This window comes from Phycicoccus sp. HDW14, assembly GCF_011383005.1.
GTDB lineage: Bacteria > Actinomycetota > Actinomycetes > Actinomycetales > Dermatophilaceae > Phycicoccus.
Genome location: NZ_CP049935.1, coordinates 3,663,106 through 3,686,253, shown reverse-complemented (window position 1 = coordinate 3,686,253; position 23,148 = coordinate 3,663,106). Strand labels below are relative to the sequence as shown.

Annotated in this window: 19 protein-coding genes and 2 pseudogenes; 8 read left to right on the top strand and 13 right to left on the bottom strand. The window is 74.6% G+C overall.

Annotated elements, in window-relative coordinates; genetic code table 11:
• The first annotated feature begins 128 nt into the window (after positions 1–128).
• From G7075_RS18170 to G7075_RS18150, 5 genes are all read left to right on the top strand, one after another.
• Positions 129–794: a PadR family transcriptional regulator gene (locus G7075_RS18170; protein ID WP_166123876.1), complete on the top strand. Its 666-nt coding sequence runs from the start codon at positions 129–131 to the stop codon at positions 792–794.
• Positions 791–1,519 (top strand): ABC transporter ATP-binding protein, encoded by a 729-nt coding sequence (locus G7075_RS18165; protein WP_166123875.1) that lies wholly within the window; start codon positions 791–793, stop codon positions 1,517–1,519. The genes G7075_RS18170 and G7075_RS18165 overlap by 4 nt, the downstream gene beginning before the upstream one ends.
• Positions 1,516–2,832 (top strand): ABC transporter permease, encoded by a 1,317-nt coding sequence (locus G7075_RS18160; protein ID WP_166123874.1) that lies wholly within the window; start codon positions 1,516–1,518, stop codon positions 2,830–2,832. Before G7075_RS18165 ends, G7075_RS18160 begins: the two co-directional genes overlap by 4 nt.
• On the top strand, positions 2,817–4,433 hold the full coding sequence (locus G7075_RS18155) for an FtsX-like permease family protein (protein ID WP_166123873.1): 1,617 nt from the start codon (positions 2,817–2,819) through the stop codon (positions 4,431–4,433). Before G7075_RS18160 ends, G7075_RS18155 begins: the two co-directional genes overlap by 16 nt.
• Positions 4,434–4,571: 138 nt before the next feature.
• Positions 4,572–5,813: an MFS transporter gene (locus G7075_RS18150; protein ID WP_166123872.1), complete on the top strand. Its 1,242-nt coding sequence runs from the start codon at positions 4,572–4,574 to the stop codon at positions 5,811–5,813.
• A 106-nt stretch (positions 5,814–5,919) separates the two neighbouring features.
• Here the strand turns inward: G7075_RS18150 and G7075_RS18145 are convergent, their stop codons facing one another.
• Both G7075_RS18145 and G7075_RS22140 read right to left on the bottom strand, forming a co-directional pair.
• Positions 5,920–6,144 carry a helix-turn-helix transcriptional regulator gene (locus G7075_RS18145; RefSeq protein WP_166123871.1) on the bottom strand — a complete coding sequence of 75 codons (225 nt, stop codon included), beginning with the start codon at positions 6,142–6,144 and terminating at the stop codon, positions 5,920–5,922.
• Complete coding sequence (locus G7075_RS22140; protein ID WP_256378078.1) at positions 6,144–6,947, bottom strand: DUF2975 domain-containing protein; 804 nt, start codon at positions 6,945–6,947, stop codon at positions 6,144–6,146. The genes G7075_RS18145 and G7075_RS22140 overlap by 1 nt, the downstream gene beginning before the upstream one ends.
• Here G7075_RS22140 and G7075_RS18135 point away from each other — a divergent pair.
• The gene (locus tag G7075_RS18135) at positions 6,865–7,497 is read left to right on the top strand and encodes a bacterial proteasome activator family protein (protein ID WP_305849792.1); all 633 of its coding nucleotides are present in this window, start codon (positions 6,865–6,867) and stop codon (positions 7,495–7,497) included. The two genes, G7075_RS22140 and G7075_RS18135, sit on opposite strands and share 83 nt — an antisense overlap.
• Positions 7,498–7,630: 133 nt before the next feature.
• Here the strand turns inward: G7075_RS18135 and G7075_RS23155 are convergent.
• The 3 genes and pseudogenes from G7075_RS23155 to G7075_RS18125 all read right to left on the bottom strand — a co-directional run.
• A pseudogene (locus G7075_RS23155) lies at positions 7,631–8,392 on the bottom strand (MFS transporter); the annotation flags it as partial.
• Between the two features lie 162 nt (positions 8,393–8,554).
• Positions 8,555–9,931, bottom strand: a complete 1,377-nt coding sequence (locus G7075_RS18130; protein ID WP_166123869.1) for an MFS transporter — start codon at positions 9,929–9,931, stop codon at positions 8,555–8,557.
• The gene (locus tag G7075_RS18125) at positions 9,928–10,650 is read right to left on the bottom strand and encodes a DUF6498-containing protein (protein WP_166123868.1); all 723 of its coding nucleotides are present in this window, start codon (positions 10,648–10,650) and stop codon (positions 9,928–9,930) included. The genes G7075_RS18130 and G7075_RS18125 overlap by 4 nt, the downstream gene beginning before the upstream one ends.
• Before the next feature lie 255 nt (positions 10,651–10,905).
• Here G7075_RS18125 and G7075_RS18120 point away from each other — a divergent pair, with 255 nt between their 5' ends.
• Positions 10,906–11,727: an alcohol dehydrogenase catalytic domain-containing protein gene (locus tag G7075_RS18120; protein WP_166123867.1), complete on the top strand. Its 822-nt coding sequence runs from the start codon at positions 10,906–10,908 to the stop codon at positions 11,725–11,727.
• Positions 11,728–11,926: 199 nt separating this feature from the next.
• Here the strand turns inward: G7075_RS18120 and G7075_RS18115 are convergent.
• Together G7075_RS18115 and G7075_RS18110 are read right to left on the bottom strand one after the other, a co-directional pair.
• Positions 11,927–13,599: pseudogene (locus G7075_RS18115) on the bottom strand (FAD-binding dehydrogenase).
• A 10-nt stretch (positions 13,600–13,609) separates the two neighbouring features.
• Positions 13,610–14,299, bottom strand: a complete 690-nt coding sequence (locus tag G7075_RS18110; protein WP_166123866.1) for an HAD-IA family hydrolase — start codon at positions 14,297–14,299, stop codon at positions 13,610–13,612.
• Positions 14,300–14,343: 44 nt separating this feature from the next.
• On the opposite strand from G7075_RS18110, the gene G7075_RS18105 reads away from it, so the two are divergent.
• Positions 14,344–16,473, top strand: a complete 2,130-nt coding sequence (locus G7075_RS18105) for a DUF998 domain-containing protein (protein ID WP_166123865.1) — start codon at positions 14,344–14,346, stop codon at positions 16,471–16,473.
• A 48-nt stretch (positions 16,474–16,521) separates the two neighbouring features.
• On the opposite strand, the gene G7075_RS18100 is transcribed toward G7075_RS18105, so the two are convergent.
• The 6 genes from G7075_RS18100 to G7075_RS18075 all read right to left on the bottom strand — a co-directional run bounded on the left by G7075_RS18100 (position 16,522) and on the right by G7075_RS18075 (position 23,078).
• Positions 16,522–17,418, bottom strand: coding sequence for a sucrase ferredoxin (locus tag G7075_RS18100; RefSeq protein WP_166123864.1), 897 nt, complete (start codon positions 17,416–17,418; stop codon positions 16,522–16,524).
• 70 nt (positions 17,419–17,488) lie between these two features.
• Positions 17,489–18,763 (bottom strand): sugar ABC transporter permease, encoded by a 1,275-nt coding sequence (locus G7075_RS18095; protein WP_371814116.1) that lies wholly within the window; start codon positions 18,761–18,763, stop codon positions 17,489–17,491.
• Entirely contained in the window at positions 18,760–19,521 is a 762-nt protein-coding gene (locus G7075_RS18090; protein WP_166124488.1) for an ATP-binding cassette domain-containing protein, read from the bottom strand. Before G7075_RS18090 ends, G7075_RS18095 begins: the two co-directional genes overlap by 4 nt.
• A 72-nt stretch (positions 19,522–19,593) precedes the next feature.
• The gene (locus tag G7075_RS18085; RefSeq protein WP_166123863.1) at positions 19,594–20,685 is read right to left on the bottom strand and encodes a sugar ABC transporter substrate-binding protein; all 1,092 of its coding nucleotides are present in this window, start codon (positions 20,683–20,685) and stop codon (positions 19,594–19,596) included.
• Positions 20,686–20,808: 123 nt separating this feature from the next.
• Positions 20,809–21,951 carry an ROK family transcriptional regulator gene (locus tag G7075_RS18080; RefSeq protein ID WP_205860566.1) on the bottom strand — a complete coding sequence of 381 codons (1,143 nt, stop codon included), beginning with the start codon at positions 21,949–21,951 and terminating at the stop codon, positions 20,809–20,811.
• Positions 21,952–22,124: 173 nt separating this feature from the next.
• A complete protein-coding gene (locus tag G7075_RS18075; protein WP_166123861.1) occupies positions 22,125–23,078 on the bottom strand; it encodes a sugar-binding transcriptional regulator in 954 nt (317 codons plus the stop codon).
• Between the last annotated feature and the right edge of the window lie 70 nt (positions 23,079–23,148).

Below are 23,148 nucleotides of genomic sequence, written 5' to 3'. Positions count from 1 at the left end.
GGTCGGTGCCGCGCCGTGGACGGTCGGCACCGTGCCCGGCGGGTGCTTGACCGCCCTGCGCATACTCGGTATACATCTCTTCGTCAGCATGGAATACCCGGTATGCATGCCGGGGTCGGAGGTCGTCGATGTCGGTCCGCCTGGGGCTCATGGCCCTGCTCGCCGAGGGCGACTCCTACGGCGCCCGGCTGCGCTCGGACTTCGAGGAGCGCACCGGTGGCACCTGGCCGCTCAACGTCGGGCAGGTGTACACGACGCTCGAGCGGCTGGTCCGCGACGGGCTCGTCGAGCAGACCGGCGAAGCCGACGCCGAGGGCCGCATCGCCTACCGGCTGACGACCGCCGGGCACACCGAGCTCGGCACCTGGTGGACCACCCCCGTCGACCGGACGAACACCCCCCGCGACGAGCTGACCATCAAGCTCGCACTCGCGGTGACCGCCCCGGGCGTCGACGTCCACCGCGTCGTCCAGAGCCAGCGCACCTCGACCCTGCGCCAGCTGCGCGACCTCACCCGGCTCAAGCGGGACGCCCTCGACCGTGCGGAGGGGACGGCCGAGGGCGCCCGAGACGCCGAGCACGGCCTCGCCTGGCTGCTCGTCCTCGAGAACCTCGTCTTCGCCGCGGAGGCCGAGGTGCGCTGGCTCGACCACGTCGAGTCCGTCCTGGCCCGCCACGCCCGCGACCGCCAGGCCCGCGACCACCGCAGCACACCGGTCGACGGCACCGCCGCCGACCCCGAGCACGACCACGCCGGCACCGCGCCGGCCGCACGGGAGGGGACCCCAGCATGAGCACACCGCACGTCGTCATCTCCGACGTCACCCGCGTCCACGGCCACGACGAGACCCGGGTCGTCGCCCTCGACCACGTCTCGCTGGAGATCCACCCCGGCGAGCTCGTCGCCGTCATGGGGCCGAGCGGGTCGGGCAAGTCGACCCTGCTCAACGTCGCCGGCGGGCTCGACGCCCCGACCTCCGGCACCGTGTCGATCGGCGGCGAGACCCTCGGCTCCCTGGCCCCCCGCGACCTCGCCAAGCTGCGCCGGCGGAGGATGGGCTTCGTCTTCCAGGACTACAACCTCATCCCCAGCCTCACGGCCGCCGAGAACGTCGCCCTGCCGCTCGAGCTCGACGGGATGCGCGCCCGCCAGGCCCGCCGTGCGGCCCGCCACACCCTCGACCTCATGGACCTCATGAGCCTGTCCGACCGCTACCCCGACCAGATGTCCGGCGGCCAGCAGCAGCGCGTCGCCATCGCCCGGGCCCTCGTCGGCAGCCGCCGCTTCGTCCTCGCCGACGAGCCGACCGGTGCCCTCGACAGCCACACCGGCGAGGAGGTCCTCCGGGTCCTGCGCGAGCGCTGCGACGAGGGCGTCGCCGGCCTGCTCGTCACCCACGAGGCCCGCCACGCCGCCTGGGCCGACCGGGTGGTGTTCCTGCGCGACGGGCGGGTCGTCGACACCACCGGCGCGGCCGACGACGCCGAGGACCTGCTCGCCTCGGGCGGCTCCCGGTGAGCACCGCCGCTCCTCCGCGACCCGACCTCGAGGTCCCCGCCGGCCCTCCGAACGCGACTGTCGCAGAGCCGAGCCGGTTCGCGCAGTGGCGCTCGTCATGGGCGATCGCCCTGCGGATGGCCCGCCGTGACGTGCGCCGCCACAAGGGCCGCTCCGCCCTCGTCGTCGTCATGGTGCTCCTGCCGACCCTCCTGCTCTCGGCCGTAGTCACCATCGCCTACACCTCCGACGTCCAGGGCGCCGAGAAGATCCCGATGGCGATGGGTAGCGGCCAGGCCCTCCTCGAAGGCCCCGACACGAGCGCTGCGGTCCAGGGCCCGGACCCGGCGCAGGCGTCCGGGTCGGAGAACGATGGGACCGACGAGGGGGCGACGACGGCCACCACGGTCCCCGGCTTCGACCGGTCCGGCGACCCCTTCGACAACGCGGCCGCCGTGTCCCGGCTCGTCGGCTCCGACGTCGTGGCCGTCGACGAATACGGCCTGCGCACCACCGTCGGCGACCGGCGGGTGTCCCTCCAGGGCCTCGCGCTCGACGGTCGACCCGGCCTCGGCGAGAAGCTGGTGCTCCTCTCGGGCCGGTGGCCGGCCCCGCCGTCGACCGATCCCGCGGTCCCCGTCGAGGTGCTGCTGACGCCGTACGCGGTCGCGAAGGGGGTTCCCGGCACCGGGACCTTCCAGGGGTCGGTCGACGGAACCGCCCGGACCTTCGAGGTCGTCGGGACCGCCCGGGCCCGCCTCGACTACGCGACGGCCGGCGTGGTCACCGCCGGCGAACCGGTGGACCGCGGCGAGAACCCGGGCGGGTACGGCCGGTGGATCGTCCTCGGCGACGACCCGGTGACCTGGGAGGACGTGCAGGCCCTCAACGGCCACGGCTTCCGGGTCACCTCGCGCGCCGTGCTCGAGGACCCGCCCCCTGCGGACCGGCTCGCGCCGGCCATCCGTGACCAGCTCGCCGGGGCCGACCGGTACACCACGCTGCTCGTCGGGCTCGGTGCCGCGATGCTCCTGATCGTGACGACACTGCTCGTCGGCCCGGCGTTCGCCGTGAGCGCCGCCCGCCAGCGCCGCACCCTGGCGCTCGCGGCGAGCAACGGGGCACACACCCCGATGCTGCGCCGCACGGTCCTGGGCCAGGCCCTGGTCCTCGGCGCCCTCTCGGCGGGGGCGGGCACCGTCCTCGGGGTGGCAGCGGCGTGGGCGGTCGTCGCCTGGGCCCGCACCACCGGCGACCAGACCCTCATCGGCCCGTTCGACGTGCGGCCCCTCGTGCTCGGGCCGTCGCGCTCGCCGCCGTGGCCTCGACCGTGATCGCCGCCCTGGTCCCGGCCCGCCGACTCGGACGGCTCGACATCGTCGGGGTCATGCGGGGCCAGAGCGTCTCGCCGCGCCCGAACCGCATCGTCTTCGTCGTCGGGGTCCTCATGGCCGCCGCCGGCTCGGTGCTCACCCTGGCCGGGACGGGGGTCCTGAGGTCCTCCGCCCTCGGACCGCTCCAGGGCCTCGTCGGGCAGTCCTCGGAGTACCTCGTCACCATCGGCGCCGTCGTCCTCATCCTCGGCTCGCTCCTGCTCGTCCCGATGCTCCTGACCGCCGTCGGACGGCTCGGCAGCCACCTCCCCACCGCGCTGCGGATGTCGGCCCGCGACCTCGCCCGTCACCGCGCGCGCAGCGCCCCGTCGGTCGCGGCCGTGCTCGCCGCCGTGGCCGGTCTGACCTTCGGCCTCACCGGGCTGGCCAGCGACACCGAGCAGAGCCGGCGCGAGTACGTCCCGAGCACCCTCCCCGGCGAGGCCGTCCTCTACGCGTCCGGCCCCGAGCCGGTCTCTGCATCCGCCCTCGGGACTGCCGCACCGGGCCTCGTCGTCGAACCCGTCACCATCCTCTCCGGCGACCCGTCGAACTACGCGTACGACTCCGTGGCCGACAAGCCCTACCGGGTGCAGTTCCTCTCCCTCGTGCCCGCCGGGTGCTCGGTGCCGCAGACCCTGGGCGGCGTCGCCGGCGAAGGGCGCTTCGAGGAGAAGTGCCTCGTCGCCGGCACGCAGGCCAACGGCTCCGGCCTCGTCCTCACCCTGCCGGCCGACCAGCTCCTGCGCCGCCTCGACCTCTCCGACGCCGACGCCGCCCGGGTGCGCGCGGGCGCCGTCGTCGTCATGGGAGGCCGGGGCACGACAGCCGAGGTCGCGAGCGGCTCCTACCTCGTCGACCCCACCGCGGACCAGCCCGTCGCGCCCGACCTCCAGGTCGAGCGCGACGAGAGCGTCCCGGCGGTCGCCCTCCCGCGCACGAGGGAGAACAGCGGGCGCCTCCTCGGCGCGACCCTGGCCTTCGCCGCCGACAGCCCCACCATCGCCGGGCTCGACACCCGCGCGGGCAGCTGGACGGTGCGGATGGAGGACGGCAGCCCCGTCCCGGACGCCGCGCTGGAGCGGATCCAGCAGTCGCTCGGCGACGAGGGCAACATCCAGCGCGAGGACGGCTTCCAGCGGGACGACCGGCTGGTCGTCGGCATCCTCCTCGGAGTGTTCTCGCTGCTCATCCTCGTCGTCGTCCTCACCTCGACCGCGCTCACGCTCGCCGAGCAGCAGACCGACCAGGCCACCCTCGCCGCGCTGGGGGCGACGAGGGGGACCCGCCGGGTGATGGCGGCCGCCCAGGCCTTCGTGCTCGCGGCCGTGGGGTGCGTGCTCGGGGTGGCCGTCGGGCTCGTCCCCGGCATCGCCATCGCCAAACCGCTGACGACCAACGGGTACGACCCCCTGACGTTCCAGTCGGTCGACACCCCGGGCGTCCTCGTCATCCCGTGGCTCGCCCTGCTGACCGTCGGGGTGCTCGTGCCGGTCGTCGCGGCGGCGCTCGCCGCGGCCGGCATCCGCCGCGCCCCCCAGGTCACCCGCCGGGCGACCTGAGGGGCGGGGGCCGGCCCCGGGAGCCGGTAGAATCGGTGGAGCACAGGGTCCTCGTGCGCCGTTGGAGGCGGGTTCGGCGCACACTCGCTCCGCCCTACCCGCACGCCGGTCAGGGCGCAGGACCCCAGGAAGCACCGCATGTCACCCCTCGCCAGCTACCGGCGGCTGTTCTCGCTCGCCGGTCCCCGCTACGTCCTCGTGGCCTTCGTCGGGCGCCTGCCGCTCGCGATGAGCCAGATGGGCACCCTCCTCCTCGTCGCCGGCACGACCGGCTCCTACGGCCTCGGCGGCGCGGCCGCCGGTGCGCTGGCCGTCGCCAACGCCGCCGGCGCGCCGGTCGCCGGGGCCCTCGCCGACCGCGTCGGCCAGCGTCCGGTCGTCCTCGTCCAGTCCCTCGCGGGCGGCGTCGCGCTGCTCGCCGTCGTGGCCCTGGCCACCGGCGGGGCGGCACCGGCCGTCGTCGTGGCGGCCGCCGCGGTCGCCGGCGCCGCGATGCCCCAGATCGGCCCGCTCGCGCGGGTGCGCTGGCGGCCGATGACCCGGGCCCAGGGCGAGCTCCAGCCCCGGCTCATGGAGACCGCCTACTCCTACGAGGGAGCGGCCGACGAGGCGTCCTTCGTCCTCGGGCCGGCCCTCATCGGGGTCCTCGTCGTCCTCGTCGACCCGGCGCTCGCCGTCTCGGTGGCCGCCGTGCTGCTGCTCGGCTTCGGCACCGCCTTCGCCCTGCACCCCACCGCCGCGCTGGCCCACGCGCACCGTCCGACGGCCGTGCACGTGGGACGGCTGGTCACCGGCGTGTTCACCGTGCTGCTCGGCGCCCAGCTGCTCATCGGCGTCCTGTTCGGCTCGATCCAGACCGGCACGACGGTGCTGACGACCGCTGCCGGCCAGCCGGGCCTCGCCGGCCTCGTCCACGCCTCGCTGGGCGTCGGCTCGGTGCTGGCCGGTCTCGCGGTGGCCGCGTTGCCGGCCCGGTTCGGCTTCCCCGCACGGGTTCTCGTGACGGCGGCCGGTCTGGCCGTCCTCACCACGCCGCTGCTCGTCACCGACTCCGTGCCGCGGCTGTTCGTCGTCGTGCTCGTCCTCGGGTTCATGGTCGCGCCGTACATGATCAGCGTCTTCGTGCTCGGCGAGCGGGCCGTGCCGGCCTCCCGGGTGGGGACGGCGATGACGCTGCTCGCCGCCGTCACCGGGCTCGGGTACGCGGTCGGCTCGGCCGTCGCGGGCCGGCTGGCCGACGCCCACGGGCACCTCGGCGCCTTCTCGGTCACGGTGGCCGCCGGGTCGCTGGCCCTCCTGCTCGCCCTGGCCGCGCAGCCGCTGCTGCGTCGCATCCCCGCCGGGTCGCCGGCGGACGTCGTGGCCCCTGCAGCCGCCTGAGCCGAGAGACATCCGCACACCCGGCAGTCGTCCGCACCCCCGGAGGAGGTGCGGACGACTGCACGGTGTGCGGATTCCGAGGACCCGAGGACCGGAGGGCCGGGGGTCAGGCGGGCTCGACGGACAGCACGTCGCCCGGCTGGCAGCCCAGCACGTCGCAGACGGCCGTCAGGGTGCTGAACCGGATGGCCTTGGCCCGGTCGTTCTTGAGCACCGAGAGGTTGACGACCGTGACGCCCACGGCCTCGGCGAGCGCCGCGAGGGTCATCCCCCGCTCCTCGAGCAGCCGGTCGAGGTGGCAGGTGACGCGGTGCGGCTCGTCGACCGGCATCAGACCAGGCCCTCGACGTCGTCGCGCAGGCGTCCACCGAGCTTGAAGGCCTCGGCGAGGAGGGCCACGAAGGTCCCCGCGAGGACCGGCAGCCACGGCAGGTCGAGCACGAGGACGACGAGGTCCGGCCCGAGCCGGGTCAGGGCCGCCGCGTCGACCGATGCCCGGCCGAACCACACCGCCGGGAGGGCGATGGCGACGAGGCCGGCGAGCACCCGCAGGCGGGTGACGTTGGCCGGGCGGAACGGGTCGCCCGCCGCGACGTCGCGCATGACCCGCAGGACGAGCCATCCGCCCCGAGGACCACGGCGCTGAGGCAGAGCCCGAGGAGGAGGTCGACGACCCGCACCGTCGTCCCGGGGTCGGGGACCAGGGCCGTGACGGACCCGTCCTCGTGCCGCACCCCGAGCGCGTCCAGCGCGGGGACCCCGACCCGGCCCGCGTACCCGACCGGCATCGGGTCGCCGTCGACCCAGCGGGCGGCCGGCTGCACGACCTGGACGACGACGGTGACGACGGCGACGAGGGCGAGCAGCAGGGCGAGCCCCCACCGGTCGGAGCGCCCGAAGGCGAGCAGGTCCCGGCGGGGTTTCTGGGTGGCGCCCACGGCATCCTCCTGATATCGAGAGTCGATGTGTTATCGACAGACGATATGCATATCGAGAAACGATGTCAAGGGTCTTCCGCCGGGCGTCCGGGACGGTGGGGCAGGATGAGGGGATGAGCGAGCCGCAGCGTCCCGACCGCGACGACGACGACTCCCGCGCCGTCCCCGCCACCGTCGTCGGCGACCCCGAGCGCATCGTCGTCGTCACCCCCGACGGGATGGGGGTCGCGCCGCGCGAGCCCGAGCCCGAGCCGGCCGACGAGCGCGAGCGGCCGACCAACCCGGCCGACCTCGTCGAGCAGCCGGCCAAGGTCATGCGCATCGGCTCGATGGTCAAGCAGCTCCTCGAGGAGGTGCGCAGCAGCCCGCTCGACGACAAGGGCCGGGCCCGCCTCGCCGAGATCCACGACCGCTCCATCGCCGAGCTCAAGGACGGCCTCGCCCCCGAGCTGGTCGCCGAGCTCGAGCGGATCGCGTTGCCGTTCAAGGACGACACGCCGTCCGACGCCGAGCTGCGCATCGCCCAGGCCCAGCTCGTCGGCTGGCTCGAGGGGCTCTTCCACGGCATCCAGACCGCGCTCGTGGCGCAGCAGATGGCCGCCCAGGCCCAGCTCCAGCAGATGCGCGCCCTGCCGCCGGGGATGGCGCACGGCCCGGGCCACGCCCCGAGCGCGCCCGGCGGGCTGCCCGTGCCGCAGCATCCCGGCGAGCCCGGCCACACCGAGGGCACCGGCCAGTACCTCTAGGCCCCGGGGTCCTCACGGCGGGGCAGCGAGAGCGCGAGGGCGAGGCCCGGCACCGCCGCGAGGGCGATGACCCGAGCGCCAGGCGCGGCGAGCCGACGAACGGCTGCACGAGCAGGACGAGCAGCACGCCGCCGAGGTTGCCCGCGAGGAGCAGCACGGCGGTCGCCGTCCCGGACCGCGCGACCCCGACGTGTGCCTCCGACCACTCGAGGGCCACCGGCAGCCCCGCGAGGAGCAGGAAGCCGAGCCCGGCGAGCAGCACCCCGGCCGCCACCGGTGTGTGCACCACGACGAGGACGGCGAAGACGAGGCCGGTGGCCGCGGTGGCCGCGACGAGCAGCCGCCTCCGCAGGCCGCGGGCCGCGACCGGGCCGGGCAGCACGGCGGCCCCGAGCACCCCGGCGAGGGTGGTGACGGCGATGAGCGGTCCGCCGGCGCCCGGGTGGCCGAGGCCGGCGAGGACGGGGTCGAGCCAGGTCGCGAGCGCGTTGAACACCCCGACGCCGACGAACAGCAGGCCGGAGAGCCGCCACAGCAGCGGCTCGTGCCGCAGCCAGCGCAGCCCGTGCGCGTCCCGCTGCGCGACCGGCGCCACGACGGCGACCCGGAGCATGACGAGCAGGGCGACCGCGGCCACCCCGGCGAGGACGGCGTGCGTGCCGAGCAGCAGCGGCAGACCCCCGGCGGCCACGAGGGGCGCCCCGCCGAGGGCACCGCCGAGCACCCCGACGAACTGCGCGGCACTGCCGACGGCGATGGCCACGGTCCGCTCCCCCGGCGGGAAGCACCGGGCGGCGAGGGTGGTCGTCGCGGTGAGCACGAGCGGCTGGGCGACGGACGCCAGCAGCTGTCCGGCCAGCTGCCAGCCGTAGGCCGAGGTGTCGACCAGCCGCACGAGCGCCCCGCGAGGGTGAGCAGTGCGCCGGCGGAGAGCGTCAGGTGCAGCGCGCGGTCGACGAACCGCCCTGCGGGGAGGGCGAGCACGACGAAGAGCAGCGGGTTGACGACCGCGAGGTCACCGACCAGCCCCTCGGACACCCTTAGCGCGCGGGCCGAGTCACCCGTCACGGGAGCGAAGGTCAGCCAGAGCACCTGGGTCGTCGCGACGAGCAGCGAGAAGGCCGCGAGCAGCGCCCACCGGGAGGCCGGGGGACGCGCGACGACATCGACCGGCGTGCTCACGCGACCGCCTCGGTGACGCCGCCCCGCTCGAGCGTCCGAAGCGGCGAGAGCCAGCCGAACACGGCCGCGACGACGCCGACGGACACGACCGCGACGAGGGCCGTGCGCGTGCCCAGCAGCCCCGCGACCGCGCTCGCCCGAGCGCGCCGGTCGTCCAGCCGACCCCGAAGGACAGCATCCGGCCGGCGGTGTTGACCCGGCCGAGGAGGTGCTCGGGGGTCGCCTGCTGCCGGTAGGTGATGGAGGTGAGCACGACCGACTGGTAGGCGACGCCCCACAGCGCCATCGCCGTCGTCGCCACCACCCAGCTCGAGGTCGTGACGACGACGAGCCCCGCCGCGGCCGAGACGGGGAGGGCGAGGAGGGTCGCGCGGGTCGTCGGCATCCGGCGGTGCAGGCGCGGCGTCAGCAGCGCGGCCAGCACCCCGCCGACGCCCCACGTCGCGAAGAGCAGCCCGAACCGCCAGCCGCTCGTCCCGATGCCGAGGATCCGGTCGGCGAAGGGCACCGAGAGGGCCATGAACCCCGCCCCGGACAGCGACATGAGGAATCCGATGACGGTCTGCGAGCGGACGCCCTCGTGCCCGACGAGGAAGCGCAGGCCGTCACCGACCTCGTCGAGCAGGGCACGTGGCCGCAGCGGCGGCAGGTCGCGAGCGGCGTTGAGCCGCACCGCGATCCCGACGACGCAGGCCGCGGACGCGACGAAGCTCAGGGCGTCGACGCCGAGGAGCAGCGCCGGGTGCAGCAGGGCGAGCAGCACGCCGGCGAGCATCGGCATCCCGAGGTCGAGGAGCGAGCCGAACCCCCAGATCGCCGCGTTCGCCGCGGGCAGCCGCTCGCGCCCGACGATGGCCGGCAGCGCCCCGAACGCGGCACCGTCGAAGAAGACGAAGCAGGCCTGGGCGAGGAAGCCGGCGACGAGGGCGTGGCCGACGGTCAGCACGCCGAGGACGTGGGCGACGGGCACCGAGCCGATGGCCAGCGCGCTCAGCAGGTCGGCGACGACCATGACCCGCCGGCGGTCAAACCGGTCGGAGAGCGCACCGGAGACGAGCCCGAGCAGGAGGTACGGCAGGCCCTCGACGAGGGTGACGAGCGCCGTGAGCGACGGGCTGCCGCTCAGCCGGTAGACCAGCACGGGCAGGGCGACGGCCGTGACGAGGGTGCCCGCGATGGAGACCTGGCGGGCCAGCCAGAACCGGCGGAAGTCCGCGTCGTCACGCAGCGGCGAGGTCGGGCCGGTGGTCACGAGGCCTGCCGCACCGTCACGACGAGCGGCCGGCCGAGGACGAGGAGACGTCCGTCGCGCCGCTGGACGGCGAGGACCAGGGCGAGCTCGAGGACGACCTTGGCGGCGAGGACGAGCAGGGCGGCGCCGCGCTCCTGCCCGGTCGACATCCGGGTCACGTCGTCGCTGCTCGTCACGCCCTGGGCCACGAGCGGGACGAACAGGGCGGCATACGCGAGGAGCATCCGCGCGTAGGCCCGGACGTAGTCGCCGATCCCGAGGGGCCGGCGCTCGCGCAGCCGGCCGGCGCCCGCCCAGCCCGCCGCGACGAACCCGATGCCGCCGAGCACGAGGACGGTGAGCCACGGGCTGCGCAGCGTCGCGACCGGCAGCACGGTGGCCAGCCCGACGAGGAACGGCACGAGGGCGAACATCCCGTAGTGGAACCCGAAGAAGAGCGTGCCGAACGAGCGGGTCCGGGCGCGGCCGTCGGCTCCCCGCGCGACGAGGGCGCGCACCAGCGTCCAGACGTAGATCGTGACGACCTCGAGGGCGAGCCACAGCCAGACGTCGCCGTAGCCGATCGCCCCGGTGAGCACCGCGACGAGCGGCGCCAGGTTGACCGCGAGGATCGTCGTCGCGAGCAGGGCGCGGGCCGCGCGGGGCGGCAGGCCGTCGGTGAGCCGGAGGACCAGCTGCAGCCCGAGCAGGCGCCCGATACCGGCGAGCACCGCGTTCACCGAGGGCCCCCACGGCCCGGGCGACGCGCGGGCTGCGGGTCGTCGGCACGGCTGGAGTCTAACGAGCACCGGGACGGGCCTTCCGCCGTTCGCGCAGGTCGACTAGGAAGGTGGGGTGCCCGACGACGCGCCCCGGCCCGCCTCCCCCACCATGCGGGCGGTCGTCTACGACGCACCCCGCTCGCTCGCCGTCCGGGAGGTGCCGCGCCCCGTGGCCGGCCCGGGCGAGGTGGTCGTCGACGTCGACCTGGCGGGGTGTGCGGTACCGACCTGCACCTCCACGAGGGCGGCTTCTTCGCCGCCTTCCCGCTGACGCCGGGGCACGAATCCACGGGCACGGTGCGCGAGGTGGGTGCGGGCGTCACGCACCTCGTCCCGGGCCGGCGGGTGGCCGTCGACAACGCGTCCGCCTGCGGCCGCTGCCCCGAGTGCTCGCGCGGCAACCACCTCTTCTGCGAGCACTTCCTCTCCCTCGGGGTCAACGCGCCCGGAGGGTTCGCCGAGTCGCTGCTCAGCCCGGCCCACAAGGTCTACCCGGCCGACGACCTCCCGGCCGAGGTCGCGGTGCTCGCCGAGCCGCTGGCCTGCGCCGTGCACGGGATGGACGTGCTGGCCCTGCGGCCGGGGGCCGACGTGCTCGTCGTCGGGGCGGGCACGACCGGGCTCCTGCTGTCCCAGCTGCTGCTGCACGGTGGCGCCGGCCGGGTGACGGTTGCGGCGCCGACGCCGTTCAAGCTCGAGCTCGCCGACGCGTACGGCGTCGACCGGGTCGTACGCGTCACCCGCGACGCCGCAGAGACCGCGCGCACCCTGGCCGCCCTCCAGCCCGGCGGGTTCGACGTCACGGTCGACGTCACCGGTGCCGCCTCGGTCGTCGCCACGCTGCCCGACCTCACGGCGACCAACGGCACGGTCTTCGTCTACGGGATGTGCGACGAGGACGCCCGCATCCCACTCAGCCCCTACGACGTCTTCCGCCGCCAGCTCACGGTCAAGGGTCGTTCGCGCAGGTCGACTGCATGGACCGCTCGCTCGCGCTGCTGCGCTCCGGGCGGGTGCGCACGGAAGGGCTCGTGACGCACCGGTTCCCGCTCTCGGAGTACGCGATCGCCCTCGAGACCCTGCGCAGCGACCCGACCAGCCTCAAGGTGCTCGTCGACCCGTCGCGCTGAACGCCCCCACCCCCAACCGCCACCCCACCCGCGAACGTGTGTGAAGAACGTCGGTATGCCGACGTTCTTCACACACGTTCGGGAGGGAGGGGCGCGCCGAGGCGTCAGAGGGCGGCGGCGAGGGCCCGGCCGGCCTGCCGACCGCTGAACAGGCAGCCGCCGACGAAGGTGCCCTCGAGCGCGCGGTACCCGTGCACGCCGCCACCACCGAAGCCGGAGACCTCGCCGGCCGCGTACAGCCCCGGCACCGGGGTGCCGACGGCGTCGAGGACCCGGCCGGCCAGGTCGGTGTGCAGCCCGCCGAGGGTCTTGCGCGACAGCACCCGCAGCCGGACGGCGACGAGCGGCCCGTGCTTCGGGTCGAGGATGCGGTGCAGCGGGAAGGCACGCTTGGTCAACCGGTCCCCGCGGTAGCGGCGCGCGACCCGGACGGCCGCGACCTGGGCGTCCTTGGTGAACGCGTTCTCGACCTGCCGGTCGCGCTCGACGAGCTGGCGCTCGACGTGGGCGGGGTCGAGCGGGGTGCCGGGCTCGAGGGCGTTCATCCGGGCGACGAGCTCGCCGATGGTGTCGGCGGTGACCCAGTCCTCGCCGTGGTCGAGGAAGGCCTGCACGGCGGGAGGCACCTTCGTGATCGGACGCCGCAGCACGTCGCGGTACCGCCGCTCGGTGAGGTCGAGGTTCTGCTCCGAGCCCGACAGCGCGAACTCCTTGCCGACGAGCGAGCGGTTGAGGACGAACCAGGAGTGGTCGAACCCGGTGTGCCGCAAGTGGTCCAGCGTGCCGAGGGTGTCGAACCCGGGCAGGAACGGGCTGGGCAGCCGGTCGCCGCGGGCGTCGAACCACATCGCACTCGGGCCCGGCAGGATGCGGATCGCGTGCCCCGGCCAGACCGGGTCCCAGTTGCGGACGCCCTCGACGTAGTGCCACATCCGGTCGCGGTTGACGACGGTCCCGCCGACCGCCTCGGTGATGGCGAGCATCCGACCGTCGACGTACGCGGGGACGCCGGTGAGCAGGTCCTGCGGTGCCGTCCCCAGCCGCTCGGGCCAGTTCTCGCGGACCAGCGCGTGGTTGCCGCCGATGCCGCCCGACGCCACGAGCACCGCCTGGGCGCCGTACTCGAACTCGCCGACCACCTCGCGGCTGCTCGCGGCCCCGCGCGGGCGTCGTCGTCGGCGAGCACCGAGCCGCGCACGCCGCTGACCTCGCCGCTCGACAAGACGATGGCGTCGACCCGGTGCCGTCCGCGGTAGAAGACCCGTCCGCCGGCGAGGTGCTCGCGCAGCCGTCGCTCGAACGGCGCGACGACGCCGGTGCCGGTGCCCCACGGGATGTGGAAGCGCGGAACCGAGTTGCCGTGGCCCCCGCTGGTGCCGTCGCCCCGCTCGGCCCACCCGACGACCGGGAAGAACGAGATGCCCTGCGCCCGAAGCCAGTCGCGCTTCTCGCCGGCCGCCCACTCGACGTAGGAGCGGGCCCACTCGCGCCCCCAGTGGTCCGGGCCCGGCGCGCCGTCGTCGGTCGTCAGGCGGTCCCATCCGGCCGTGCCCTGCCAGTCCTGCCACGCCAGCTCGGCGGAGTCCTTGATGCCCATCCGCCGCTGCTCGGGGGTGTCGACGAGGAACAGGCCCCCGAAGCTCCACCACGCCTGGCCGCCGAGGTTGGCCTCCGACTCCTGGTCGAGCAGCACGACCGAGCGACCCGCGTCGGCGAGCTCGCACGCGGCGACGAGGCCGGCGAGCCCGGCTCCCACGACGACGACGTCGGCATCCACGGGCCCGACCCTATGCGTCCGACCCCAGGACGCGACAGGTCCCGTCCACGGCGTCGACGCGCAGGGCGGCGAGGTCGCGCGTCACGAGGTCGGCCTCGACCGCGAGCTCGGCCCGCTGCATCGTCGTGGTGACGGCCACGAGGCCCCCGCAGCCCGCGGCCCGGGCGGCCTGCAGCCCCGCGACGGCGTCCTCGACGACGAGGCAGTCGGCGGGAGCGACCCCGAGGCGCTCGGCCCCGAGCAGCCACGGGTCGGGGAACGGCTTGCCGCGCAGCACGTCCGAGGCGGTGACGACGACCTCCGGGTGCGGCAGCCGGGTGGCGGTGAGCCGGGCCTCGGCGAGATCGTCGGTCGAGCTGGTGACGATGGCCGTCGGCACACCGGCCGCCTCGAGGGCCTGCAGCAGCTCGGCCGCGCCGGGGAGGATGGTGATGCCCTCGACGTCCCCGCTCTCGATCTCGCGGATGCGCGCGAAGGCCTCGACCCGGCGGTCCTCGGGCAGCAGCCCGGAGATGAGGTTCTCGGCCGTCACGCCGTGCGACCCCACGAGGCGCGCGGGGTCGACCCCGAACTCCTCGCACCACCGCAGCCAGGACCGCTCGACGACGGCGATGGAGTCGATGAGCGTGCCGTCCATGTCGAGCAGGACGGCGTCGAAGGAGCGCCGGAGCGCGTCGGGGAGCGGCTCGGGCTGCGACATGCCGCCACCCTAGACGCGGGTCGGGGCGACCTAGGGTGGAGGGCATGCCCCGACCCGACGGACACCTGCGCACCGCCGTCGCCAGCGCGACGGTCGCGGTCGTCGCGCTCGTGGGCGGATGGACCTGGGCCGCCGACCTGGTCGGCAGCGGGTTCGACCCGACGACGGAGTCGATCAGCGCGCTCGCCTCCCTCGAGACGCCGCACCGGTGGGTGATGACGGCCGCGCTCGTCGTCACGGGGGTCGCCCACCTCGTCAGCGCGTGGGCCCTCGGCTCGGCCCGCGTCGTGGGGCGGGGCCTGCTGGCCGCCGGAGGCGTCGCCACCCTGCTCGTCGCCCTGCTGCCGCTGCCGTCACGCACCGAGTCCTCGGCCGCGCACACCGTCGTGGCCACCGCGTCCTTCCTGCTGCTCGCGCTGTGGCCGGTGTTCGCCGCGCGCCGCGACGGACCCCCGGTGCTCGCGCCCCGGGTGGCGCGGCCGGCCGGCGGCGTGCTCCTCGTGGCCGTCGCGTCGCTCGCCGTCGGGGCCGGCGGAGGCACCTTCGGCCTGCACGAGAGGGTCGTCGCGGCGCTCACCGTCCTCTGGCCGCTGATCACCGCGACGGGGGTGTGGTGGTCGGCCGGGCACCGGCTCGGGTCGCACCGGCTGCGGCACGCGCTCGGGGTCGTCCTGCTCACGGCGGCCGGCATCGGGGCCGGGCTCGGCGCGACCTCCCTCGCCCCCGCGACGGCCGAGACGCGCAACTACCAGGCGTCGGTGTCGCTGACCGGCGACCCGCGCAGCGCCGGCGACCTCGTCGCCGAGACGACGTTCGGCGACGTCCGGCTGGGCTTCACGGGGGTGGCGCCGGGGGTGCGGGTGGTGCCGCAGGTGCGGGCCAACATCACCGACGCCCTCTCGCGGCCGGGGGTGAGCCTGGCCAGCCTGCGCCCCGGCCCCGAGGAGCTGAACACCGCCATCCGCGGGGCGGCCGTCGACGTCGTCGCGCGGTTCGCCCTCGGGGCGCTGCTGCCGGGCCTCGCCGTCCTCGTCACCTGGTCCGTCGCCCGCCGTCGCCGCCCGCCGCGCGCGCTCGTCGGGGCCGCCGTCGCCGCGTGGACCGTGGCCACCCTCGGCACGACGGCCGCCATCTACACGACCTACCAGCCGAGCCGGCAGGGCACCTTCCAGGCCACCGAGGTGCTCGGCACCCTCCAGCGCAACCAGGGCCTGCTCGGCGACGTCGAGACGCGCGCCGCCCAGGTGACGCCCTACCTGCGGAACCTGCTCGCCCTCTCGACCGCCCTGCAGCAGAAGTACGCCGCCGGCTCGCTCGAGGCCGACCCCGCGCTGCGTGTGCTGTTCGTCAGCGACGTCCACGGCGGGAACCAGTACTCGCTGATGCGCACGATCGTCCAGGAGGAGAGCATCGACCTCGTCGTCGACGGCGGCGACCTCGTGAACTTCGGCACCGTCGCGGAGGGCCAGGCGGCCGGCATCTTCAGCGGCATCCAGTCGCTCGGCGTGCCCTACCTCTTCGTCCGGGGCAACCACGACGCGACGAGCGCCACCGACACCGCGGTGCTCGAGCGGATGGCCCGCATCCCCAACGTCACGCTCCTCCAGCCGCCGGACGGTGGGTACCGGGAGGTCACGGTCGGCGGGGTGACCATCGCCGGCTTCAACGACCCCCGGTGGTTCGGCGACTCCGGCACCGGCTCCCGGGTCAAGCAGCTCCCGGCGAAGGCGGCGTTCCAGCAGGCCTTCTCGGGACGCCCCGAGCCGGACGTCGTCGTCAGCCACGAGCCCTGGGCCGTCGAGGGGCTCTCGGCCGGGGTGCTGCTCAACGGGCACATGCACTCGACCGACCTCGAGGGCAACCGCATCCAGGTCGGCACCTTCACCGGCGGCGGGCCGCTCAGCCACTTCCTCGCCGACCAGGGCGGGGAGGAGCTCGTCGGCCAGCCGTCGTCGTTCGACGTGCTGACCTTCGGCACCGACTGCCGGCTCTCCTCGCTGACCCGCTACCGCTTCCGCGACGTCATCGAGGGACGGCCCGCGTACGACGACGTCTCGATCACCAACGGCGACCGGGTCGACCGGCGCGCCGCCGACCCCTCACGCACCTGCTCGGCCGGCGCGGCGCTCTCGGTCGCCGACGTCCCGGCCGCACCGTCCGCGACCGCACCGTGACCCCCCGGCGGCGGCCGTCGGGAGCAACCGTCGGAAACGACCTGCGGCTCAGTCCCGCAGCAGCGTCGCCCGGTGCACGACAGCGGGTTTCGGGCCGGCGCCACAGCTGAGGGCGAAGCCGGTGACGGTCTCGGCGACGACCTCCACGACGACGCGATCGGGCACCGGCCCGGAGCCGAGCACCTCGACCCGCGTCCGACCGTCGGGACCGGCGTCCACCCGTCCCGGCACGGCGTCGTCGAGCCCGGCCGGTCCGTGCTCGACGAGCACCGCCGCCAGCGCGGCCTGCACGGCCGGCTCCCAGCGGGTGACGCCCCGCAGGTGCCTCGCGGCGACCCGACCGTCCCTGTGGGCGCCGACGAGGTCGACGGCGTGCTCGGCGTCGAGGTACCCGTAGCAGGCGCCGTCGGGGAGGCTGAGCATCGTGCCCGCGAACCGGTGGCCCCCGAGGTGCGTGCACTCCCACACCTCCTCGGGCCACTCGCGGTCGAGGGTCGCGGCGATCGGTCGACCGCGCACCGCGCAGCAGGCGTCACGCGTGCCCTGCGTGCAGACGAGGAGCATCGGCTCGGCGTCGGTGTCGCTGCCGCTCAGCTCGGTGCCGAGGGACCGGGCGGCGGCGAGCACGTCCTCTCCGGTGCGCCACGTGCCCCGCACCCAGGTGCCGCGCACGGTGTCGACGGCGAACCACTGCCGGGCGCCGGGCTCGGAGCCGCGCCGGCCCTGGCGACGCACGAGGAGGGCCCGCCCGCCGAACGACGCGCAGGTCGCCTCGACCTGCTCGCCGACCCGGCCGAGGAACGGAGGGGTCTCGAGGGGGGTCTTGGCCCAGGGGCCGGGGTGCTCGACGAGCAGCCAGCGGCTGGCCACGGGAGCGCTGCCGGCGAGGGGCTCGGCACGGTCGCGGGCCGCGGCCGAGCAGCGCGAGAGGTCGGTCAGGGCCATCCGGCGATGCTACGTGGACGCGACCGACCCCCGGGGCGCAGGCCCCGGGGGTCGGTCCGGACGGTCGAGGTCAGGCTCGGCCGTGCGCCGCGCGGCTGCGCCGGCTCAGGCTGTCGATGACGACCGCGAGCAGGAGGACGGCGCCGGTGACGACGTACCGCACGTCCGCGGAGACCGACAGCAGGGCCAGGCCGTTGCTGATCGAGTAGATGACGAGGATGCCGAGCAGCGCCGAGTAGGCCGAGCCGCGCCCGCCGAAGAGCGAGGTGCCGCCGATGACCGCCGCCGCGATGGCGTTGAGGTTGGTGTCGGCGCCGCCGCTGCTCTGGTTCGCCGAGGCGAGCCGGGCGGCCCCGAGGATGCCGCCGAGCGCCGCGAAGGTCGAGCAGAGCACGAAGACGCTGAGGTAGACCCGCTTGACCTTGATGCCGGCGCGCCGGGCCGCCTCGACGTTGCCGCCGATCGCGAGCACCGAGCGCCCCCACGTCGTGCGCCGGACGGCGAGGTCCATGACGACGACGAGCACGACGAACAGCACGACCATGTACGACAGGCCGCGGTCGCGCTGGAGCAGGTAGGTGATGACGACGAGGGCCACCGCGAGCAGGGCGGCGCGCACCGCGAGGGCAACCACCGGTGCGGCCGACAGGCCGGCCGAGGTGCGCCGCTGGTTGGTGCGCAGCCGGGCCAGCAGGTAGACGAGCGGCACGACGACGGCCAGCGTGTAGGCCAGCCAGTGCGGCAGGAACTTCTGCGACGCGAACTGCACGAGCGAGGACTCGAACGGCAGGTTGACCGTGCCGTCCTTGCCGAGCGTGCGGATCTGCAGACCGAGCAGCACGAGCAGGCCGGCGAGGGTGATGACGAAGCTCGGGACGCCGAACCGGTTGAACAGCAACCCGTAGACGAGCCCGACGACGGCGCCGGCCGCGAGCGCGGCGATGACCGCCACCCACACGCTCATGCCCTGGTTGACGAACAGGACGACGAGCACGGCGCCGGACAGGCCGTACATCGACCCGATCGACAGGTCGATCTCGCCGAGCAGGAGCACGAGGACGACACCGATGGCGAGCACGCCGATCGGCACCATCTGCAGCGTGAGGTTGACGAGGTTGCGGCTGCTGATGAAGGCCGGGTTGAGGGCGTAGAAGACCGCCCAGATGATGACGAGGCCGACGACGACCGGCAGCGAGCCGAGGTCGCCGGAGCGGATGCGGCCCCAGGTGGCCGAGGCCCAGCCGCCGAACCCCTGCGAGGCGATGAGCCGCTCGTCCTGGAGGTCGGCCGGCAGGGCCGCGGCGGCCGTGGGGTCGGCGGGGGCGGGGGTCTGCGAGGCGGTCACGACTGCTCCTCCTGCGGGGCCCGGCGGGCAGCCCGGGCGGTGACGGCGTTGGTCGTCGCGCCGGTGATGGCCGCGATGATCTCCTGGCTGTTGGTGTCGGCGACCCGGAAGTCGCCGTTGTTGCGGCCCAGCCGCAGGACGGCGACCCGGTCGGCGACGGCCATGACGTCGCTCATGTTGTGGCTGATGAGGATGACCCCGAGTCCCTTCTCGCGCAGCCGTTCCACGAGGTTGAGGACCTCGGCGGTCTGGGCCACACCGAGGGCGGCGGTCGGCTCGTCGAGCATGACGACCTTGGGCGCCCCGAGCAGCGAGCGCGCGATGGCGACCGTCTGCCGCTGGCCGCCGGAGAGGCTGGCGACCGGGATGCGGACGCTGGGGATCTTCGCGCTCAGCTCGCGCAGCAGCCGCCAGGACTCCTGCTCCATCGTCACCTCGTCGAGGGCGCGGCCCCGGAGGACCTCGTTGCCGAGGAAGAGGTTGCCGACGACGTCGAGGTTGTCGCAGAGCGCGAGGTCCTGGAAGACGGTGGCGATGCCGAGGGCCTGGGCCTGGGCGGGGGTGGTGATCTCGACGTGGCTGCCGTCGAAGGTGACGTCACCCTCGTCGGGGGTGTAGACGCCGGCGATGGCCTTGACGAGGGTGGACTTGCCCGCGCCGTTGTCTCCGACGAGGGCCACCACCTCCCCGGCACCGACGTGGAACTCGATGTCCTTGAGCGCCTGGACAGCTCCGAAGCGCTTCGACACACCGGTCATCGAGAGCACGGGTGCCGGGGTGGTGGTGGTCACGGTCGGCTCACTCCTTCGTGAGGGATCGGGAGGAGAAGGTCAGCTGATGCCGAGCTTGGTGCACGCGGCGGCGTACTCGGCGGTGCAGATGTCGCTGGCCTTGTAGAAGCCGTCGGCGATGATCGTGTCCTTGATGTTCTTCTGGGTGACGACGACCGGGTCGAGCAGGGTGGCGGGGACGCCCTCCTTGTCGGCAGACGAGCTCGGCTTCTGCTTGTTGGCCAGGGCGATCGCGTTCTTCGCGGCGTCCTCGGCCTGCGGCTTGATGGCCTTGTAGATGGTCAGCGCCTGGTCGCCGGCGATGATCCGCTGGATGGCGGCGAGCTCGGCGTCCTGACCGGTGACCGGGGGCAGCGGGTTGACGCCGCCACCCTTGAGGGCGGCGATGGCGCCACCGGCGGTGCCGTCGTTGGCGGCGTAGACGCCGACGAGGTTGCCCTTGACGGAGCCGACCTGGCCCTCCATCCACGACTGGGCCTTGTCCGGGCTCCAGTCGGGGGTGTCGTACTCGGCCTTGACGGTGTAGCCGCTGCTGTCGAGGACGCTGTGCGCGCCCTTCTTGAAGTCGGCGGCGTTGGCGTCGGTCGGCGAGCCGTTGATCATGACGATGTCGCCGCTGGTCTTGCCCGCGGCCTTCATCGCGTCGACGAGGCCGGTGCCCTGCAGCTGGCCGACCTTCTGGTTGTCGAAGGAGACGTAGTAGTCCGAGCCGGCGACGAAGCGGTCGTAGGCGATGACCGGGACGCCCTGGGACTTGGCGTTCTGGACGATCGTCGCGGCCGACTTGCCGTCGACGGCGTCGAGGACGAGGACGTTGACGCCCTGGGTGATGGCGGCCTCGGCCTGCTGCTGCTGCTTCGCGGCGTCCTGCTCGGCGTTGCTGTAGACGACCTCGCAGTCCGCGCAGGCGGCCTTGACGGCGGCCTCGAACATCGGGCGGTCGAACGCCTCGTAGCGGGCCGTCTTGTTCTCGGGGAGGAGCAGGGCGATCTTCTTCGCGCCGCCCGAGCCCGAGCCGGAGCTGGTGCTCGAGCCACCGCCGGAGCTGTCGTCACCGCAGGCGGCCAGGCCGGCCACGGTGAGACCGAGCGCCAGCGTGGCACCGGCGAAGCGGGTGAGTCGAGTGGTCATGTGTCTCTCCTGTGCCTGACGTCCGCAGCCTCTCTGGTGCGGTCATTCCGGATTCAACTCGGTTCACGCCTTGACGTCAAGGTTTGAAGACAAGGGTGGACGACAACGATTCGGTCACGACGCTCAGCCCACCGCGAGGGCGGCTCGGTCGGCCTCCTCCCGCAGCTGGTCGGCGACGGCGAGCGCGCCGCGCACGTCGGCCTCCTCGGGGGGCAGCAGGCCGACGCGGACCTCGACCGAGGCGGCCGCGCTGGGGATGGCGCAGCGCTCGATGGCCTCGCGCATCGGGTCGAGGAGGATCTCGCCGACCCGGGCCACCTGGCCGCCGAGCGCGACGACCTGCGGGTTGAGCAGGTTGACGACCCCGGCGAGCGCGACCCCCAGGTGGCGGCCGGAGTCCTCGAGCACCCGGCGGCAGCCCGGGTCGCCGTCGAGGGCGCGACCGATGACGTCGCGGAGGGTGAGCGTGCCGTGGCTGGGTCGGAGGGCGGCGAGCACCGCGCGGGCCCCGACGAAGGTGTCGAGGCATCCCCGGTTGCCGCACCGGCAGATCGGGCCGTTCTCGTCGATGGTCACGTGGCCGATCTCGCCGGCCGTCCCCGCGCTCCCGCGGAAGAGCTCGCCGCCGATGATCAGGCCGGCCCCCACGCCGTACGACACCTTGAGGAACACGCCGTTCGAGATGCCCTGCAGCGCACCGAGCTTGAATTCGCCGACGGCGGCGAGGTTCGCCGTGTTCTCGAGCTGCACCGGCACGCCGAGGGCGTCCTGCATCGCCTGGCCGACCGCGACCCCGCGCCACCCCGGCAGCACCCCCTCGGACCCGACCTCGCCCGAGACGGTGTCGATGGGGGCGGGCAGGCCGACGACGAGCGCGCGCAGGTCGCCGGCGGTCCGGCCGGTGTTCTCCGCGAGCTCCTGGATGAGCCGGGTGGCCCGGGCCATCCCCTCGTCGGCGTGGTGGTCGGCAGGCAGCGGCATCCGCTTCTGGCTGATGATGTCGCCGGGACCGGTGGCCACGGCGACCCGGATGTCGCGGTCGCCGAACACGGCGGCGCCGACGAGCCCGGTCGAGGTGGCGACCGAGACCTGGGTGGCCCGGCGGCCGTTGCGGATGCTCGGGCGCAGCTGCACGGCGCCCGCGAGGTCGAGCTCCTTGACGAGGTTCGAGACGCTCGCGGCGGACAGGCCGGTGACGCCGGCGATCTCGACCTGGGTCAGGGCACCGTGCTCGCGGACGGCGTCGAGGACCCGCAGGCGGTTCATCTCCCGGAGGGAGGCCTGCGAGCCCGGCGCTGGGCCCGTTGGATTCACGGGCTAAAGATAAGCGCACTCGACGCCGTACGGGAAGGACCGACGCTCGGCGCCCCCGCGAACGTGGGTGGACACGCCGCCGGATGCGCGGCGGGTTCACCCACGGTCGCTGCCGGGGGGCCGGATCAGGCGCCGGCGCGGCGGGCCAGGGCGGTGGCCAGCGACCGGTCGGTGACGAGGGTCGTCGCCCAGCCGCCGGTGAGGAAGGCGTGCACGGCCGCGACCTTGGTGGCCCCGGTGGCCAGCGCCACCCGCTCGGGCACCCGCCGCAGCTGCTCCGCCCCGATGGTGACCATCCGGTCGACGAGCTCGGGGTGCACGGCGCGGCCCTCGGCGTCGACGAACACCCCCAGCGCCTCCCCGACGGCACCCGTGGCGGCGACGTCGGCCCGCACGGCGTCGTCGACGGCGTCGTGGATGGTCGAGTGGCCCGGCACCCAGGCCCCGATGCTCATGACGGCGACGGTGACCCGGTCGACCTCGGCCATGGCCGCCGCGACGGCCGGCTGGCGGCGCAGGGCCGCCGCGCTCTCGGCGTCGTCGAGGATGAACGGCGCGTAGAAGACGTTGGCGTCCTGTCCGGCGAGGGCGGCGGCGGCCCGGACCATGTCGACGGGGCTGTGCTCGCCGGGGATGGCCATCGAGCCGCTCAGCTGGACCACCGGGACGGGCGGCAGGGCGGGCAGCGCCTCGAGCATCGCGCTCACGGTGCGGGCCCACGGCAGGCCGAGGACGTCGTCCGGACCCACGACGTCGAGGAGCACGTCGGCGCCCGCCGACCCGACGTGGGCGCGCAGCCGCGGGGCGTCGTCGGGGCAGTCGACGACGACGCAGCGGCGCAGACCGAACGCGGTGCGCAGCCGGGTCGACAGCTCGCCGTCGACCCCGCCGCGGTCGACGATCTCGATGCGCACGATGCCGGCGGCGCGGGCCGCCTCGAGCAGCCGGGCGACCTTGAACCGGCTGATGTGCATCGCCGCGGCGATGTCGACCTTGCTCTCGCCGGCGAGGTAGTACCGGCGGGCGGCCTCGGACGCGAGCACCGCGTCGGTCGCCCGGAGGGACTCGGTCTCGATCACGGGCCCGTCCTCCGCACTCTCACGTGAGCGGATTATCGTTCACCTGAGCCCTCGCCGCCAAACTCCCCCG

Excerpts from the sequence above, each read along its gene's own strand:
- G7075_RS18170 (WP_166123876.1), top strand. The coding sequence starts at position 129 with ATGTCGGTCCGCCTGGGGCTCATGGCCCTGCTCGCCGAGGGCGACTCC.
- G7075_RS18165 (WP_166123875.1), top strand. The coding sequence starts at position 791 with ATGAGCACACCGCACGTCGTCATCTCCGACGTCACCCGCGTCCACGGC.
- G7075_RS18150 (WP_166123872.1), top strand. The coding sequence starts at position 4,572 with ATGTCACCCCTCGCCAGCTACCGGCGGCTGTTCTCGCTCGCCGGTCCC.
- G7075_RS18145 (WP_166123871.1), bottom strand. The coding sequence starts at position 6,144 with ATGCCGGTCGACGAGCCGCACCGCGTCACCTGCCACCTCGACCGGCTG.
- G7075_RS18135 (WP_305849792.1), top strand. The coding sequence starts at position 6,865 with ATGAGCGAGCCGCAGCGTCCCGACCGCGACGACGACGACTCCCGCGCC.
- G7075_RS22140 (WP_256378078.1), bottom strand. The coding sequence starts at position 6,947 with ATGCGCTCGGGGTCGCCGACGACGGTGGCGGGGACGGCGCGGGAGTCG.
- G7075_RS18110 (WP_166123866.1), bottom strand. The coding sequence starts at position 14,299 with ATGTCGCAGCCCGAGCCGCTCCCCGACGCGCTCCGGCGCTCCTTCGAC.
- G7075_RS18105 (WP_166123865.1), top strand. The coding sequence starts at position 14,344 with ATGCCCCGACCCGACGGACACCTGCGCACCGCCGTCGCCAGCGCGACG.
- G7075_RS18100 (WP_166123864.1), bottom strand. The coding sequence starts at position 17,418 with ATGGCCCTGACCGACCTCTCGCGCTGCTCGGCCGCGGCCCGCGACCGT.
- G7075_RS18090 (WP_166124488.1), bottom strand. The coding sequence starts at position 19,521 with ATGACCGGTGTGTCGAAGCGCTTCGGAGCTGTCCAGGCGCTCAAGGAC.
- G7075_RS18085 (WP_166123863.1), bottom strand. The coding sequence starts at position 20,685 with ATGACCACTCGACTCACCCGCTTCGCCGGTGCCACGCTGGCGCTCGGT.
- G7075_RS18080 (WP_205860566.1), bottom strand. The coding sequence starts at position 21,951 with ATGAACCGCCTGCGGGTCCTCGACGCCGTCCGCGAGCACGGTGCCCTG.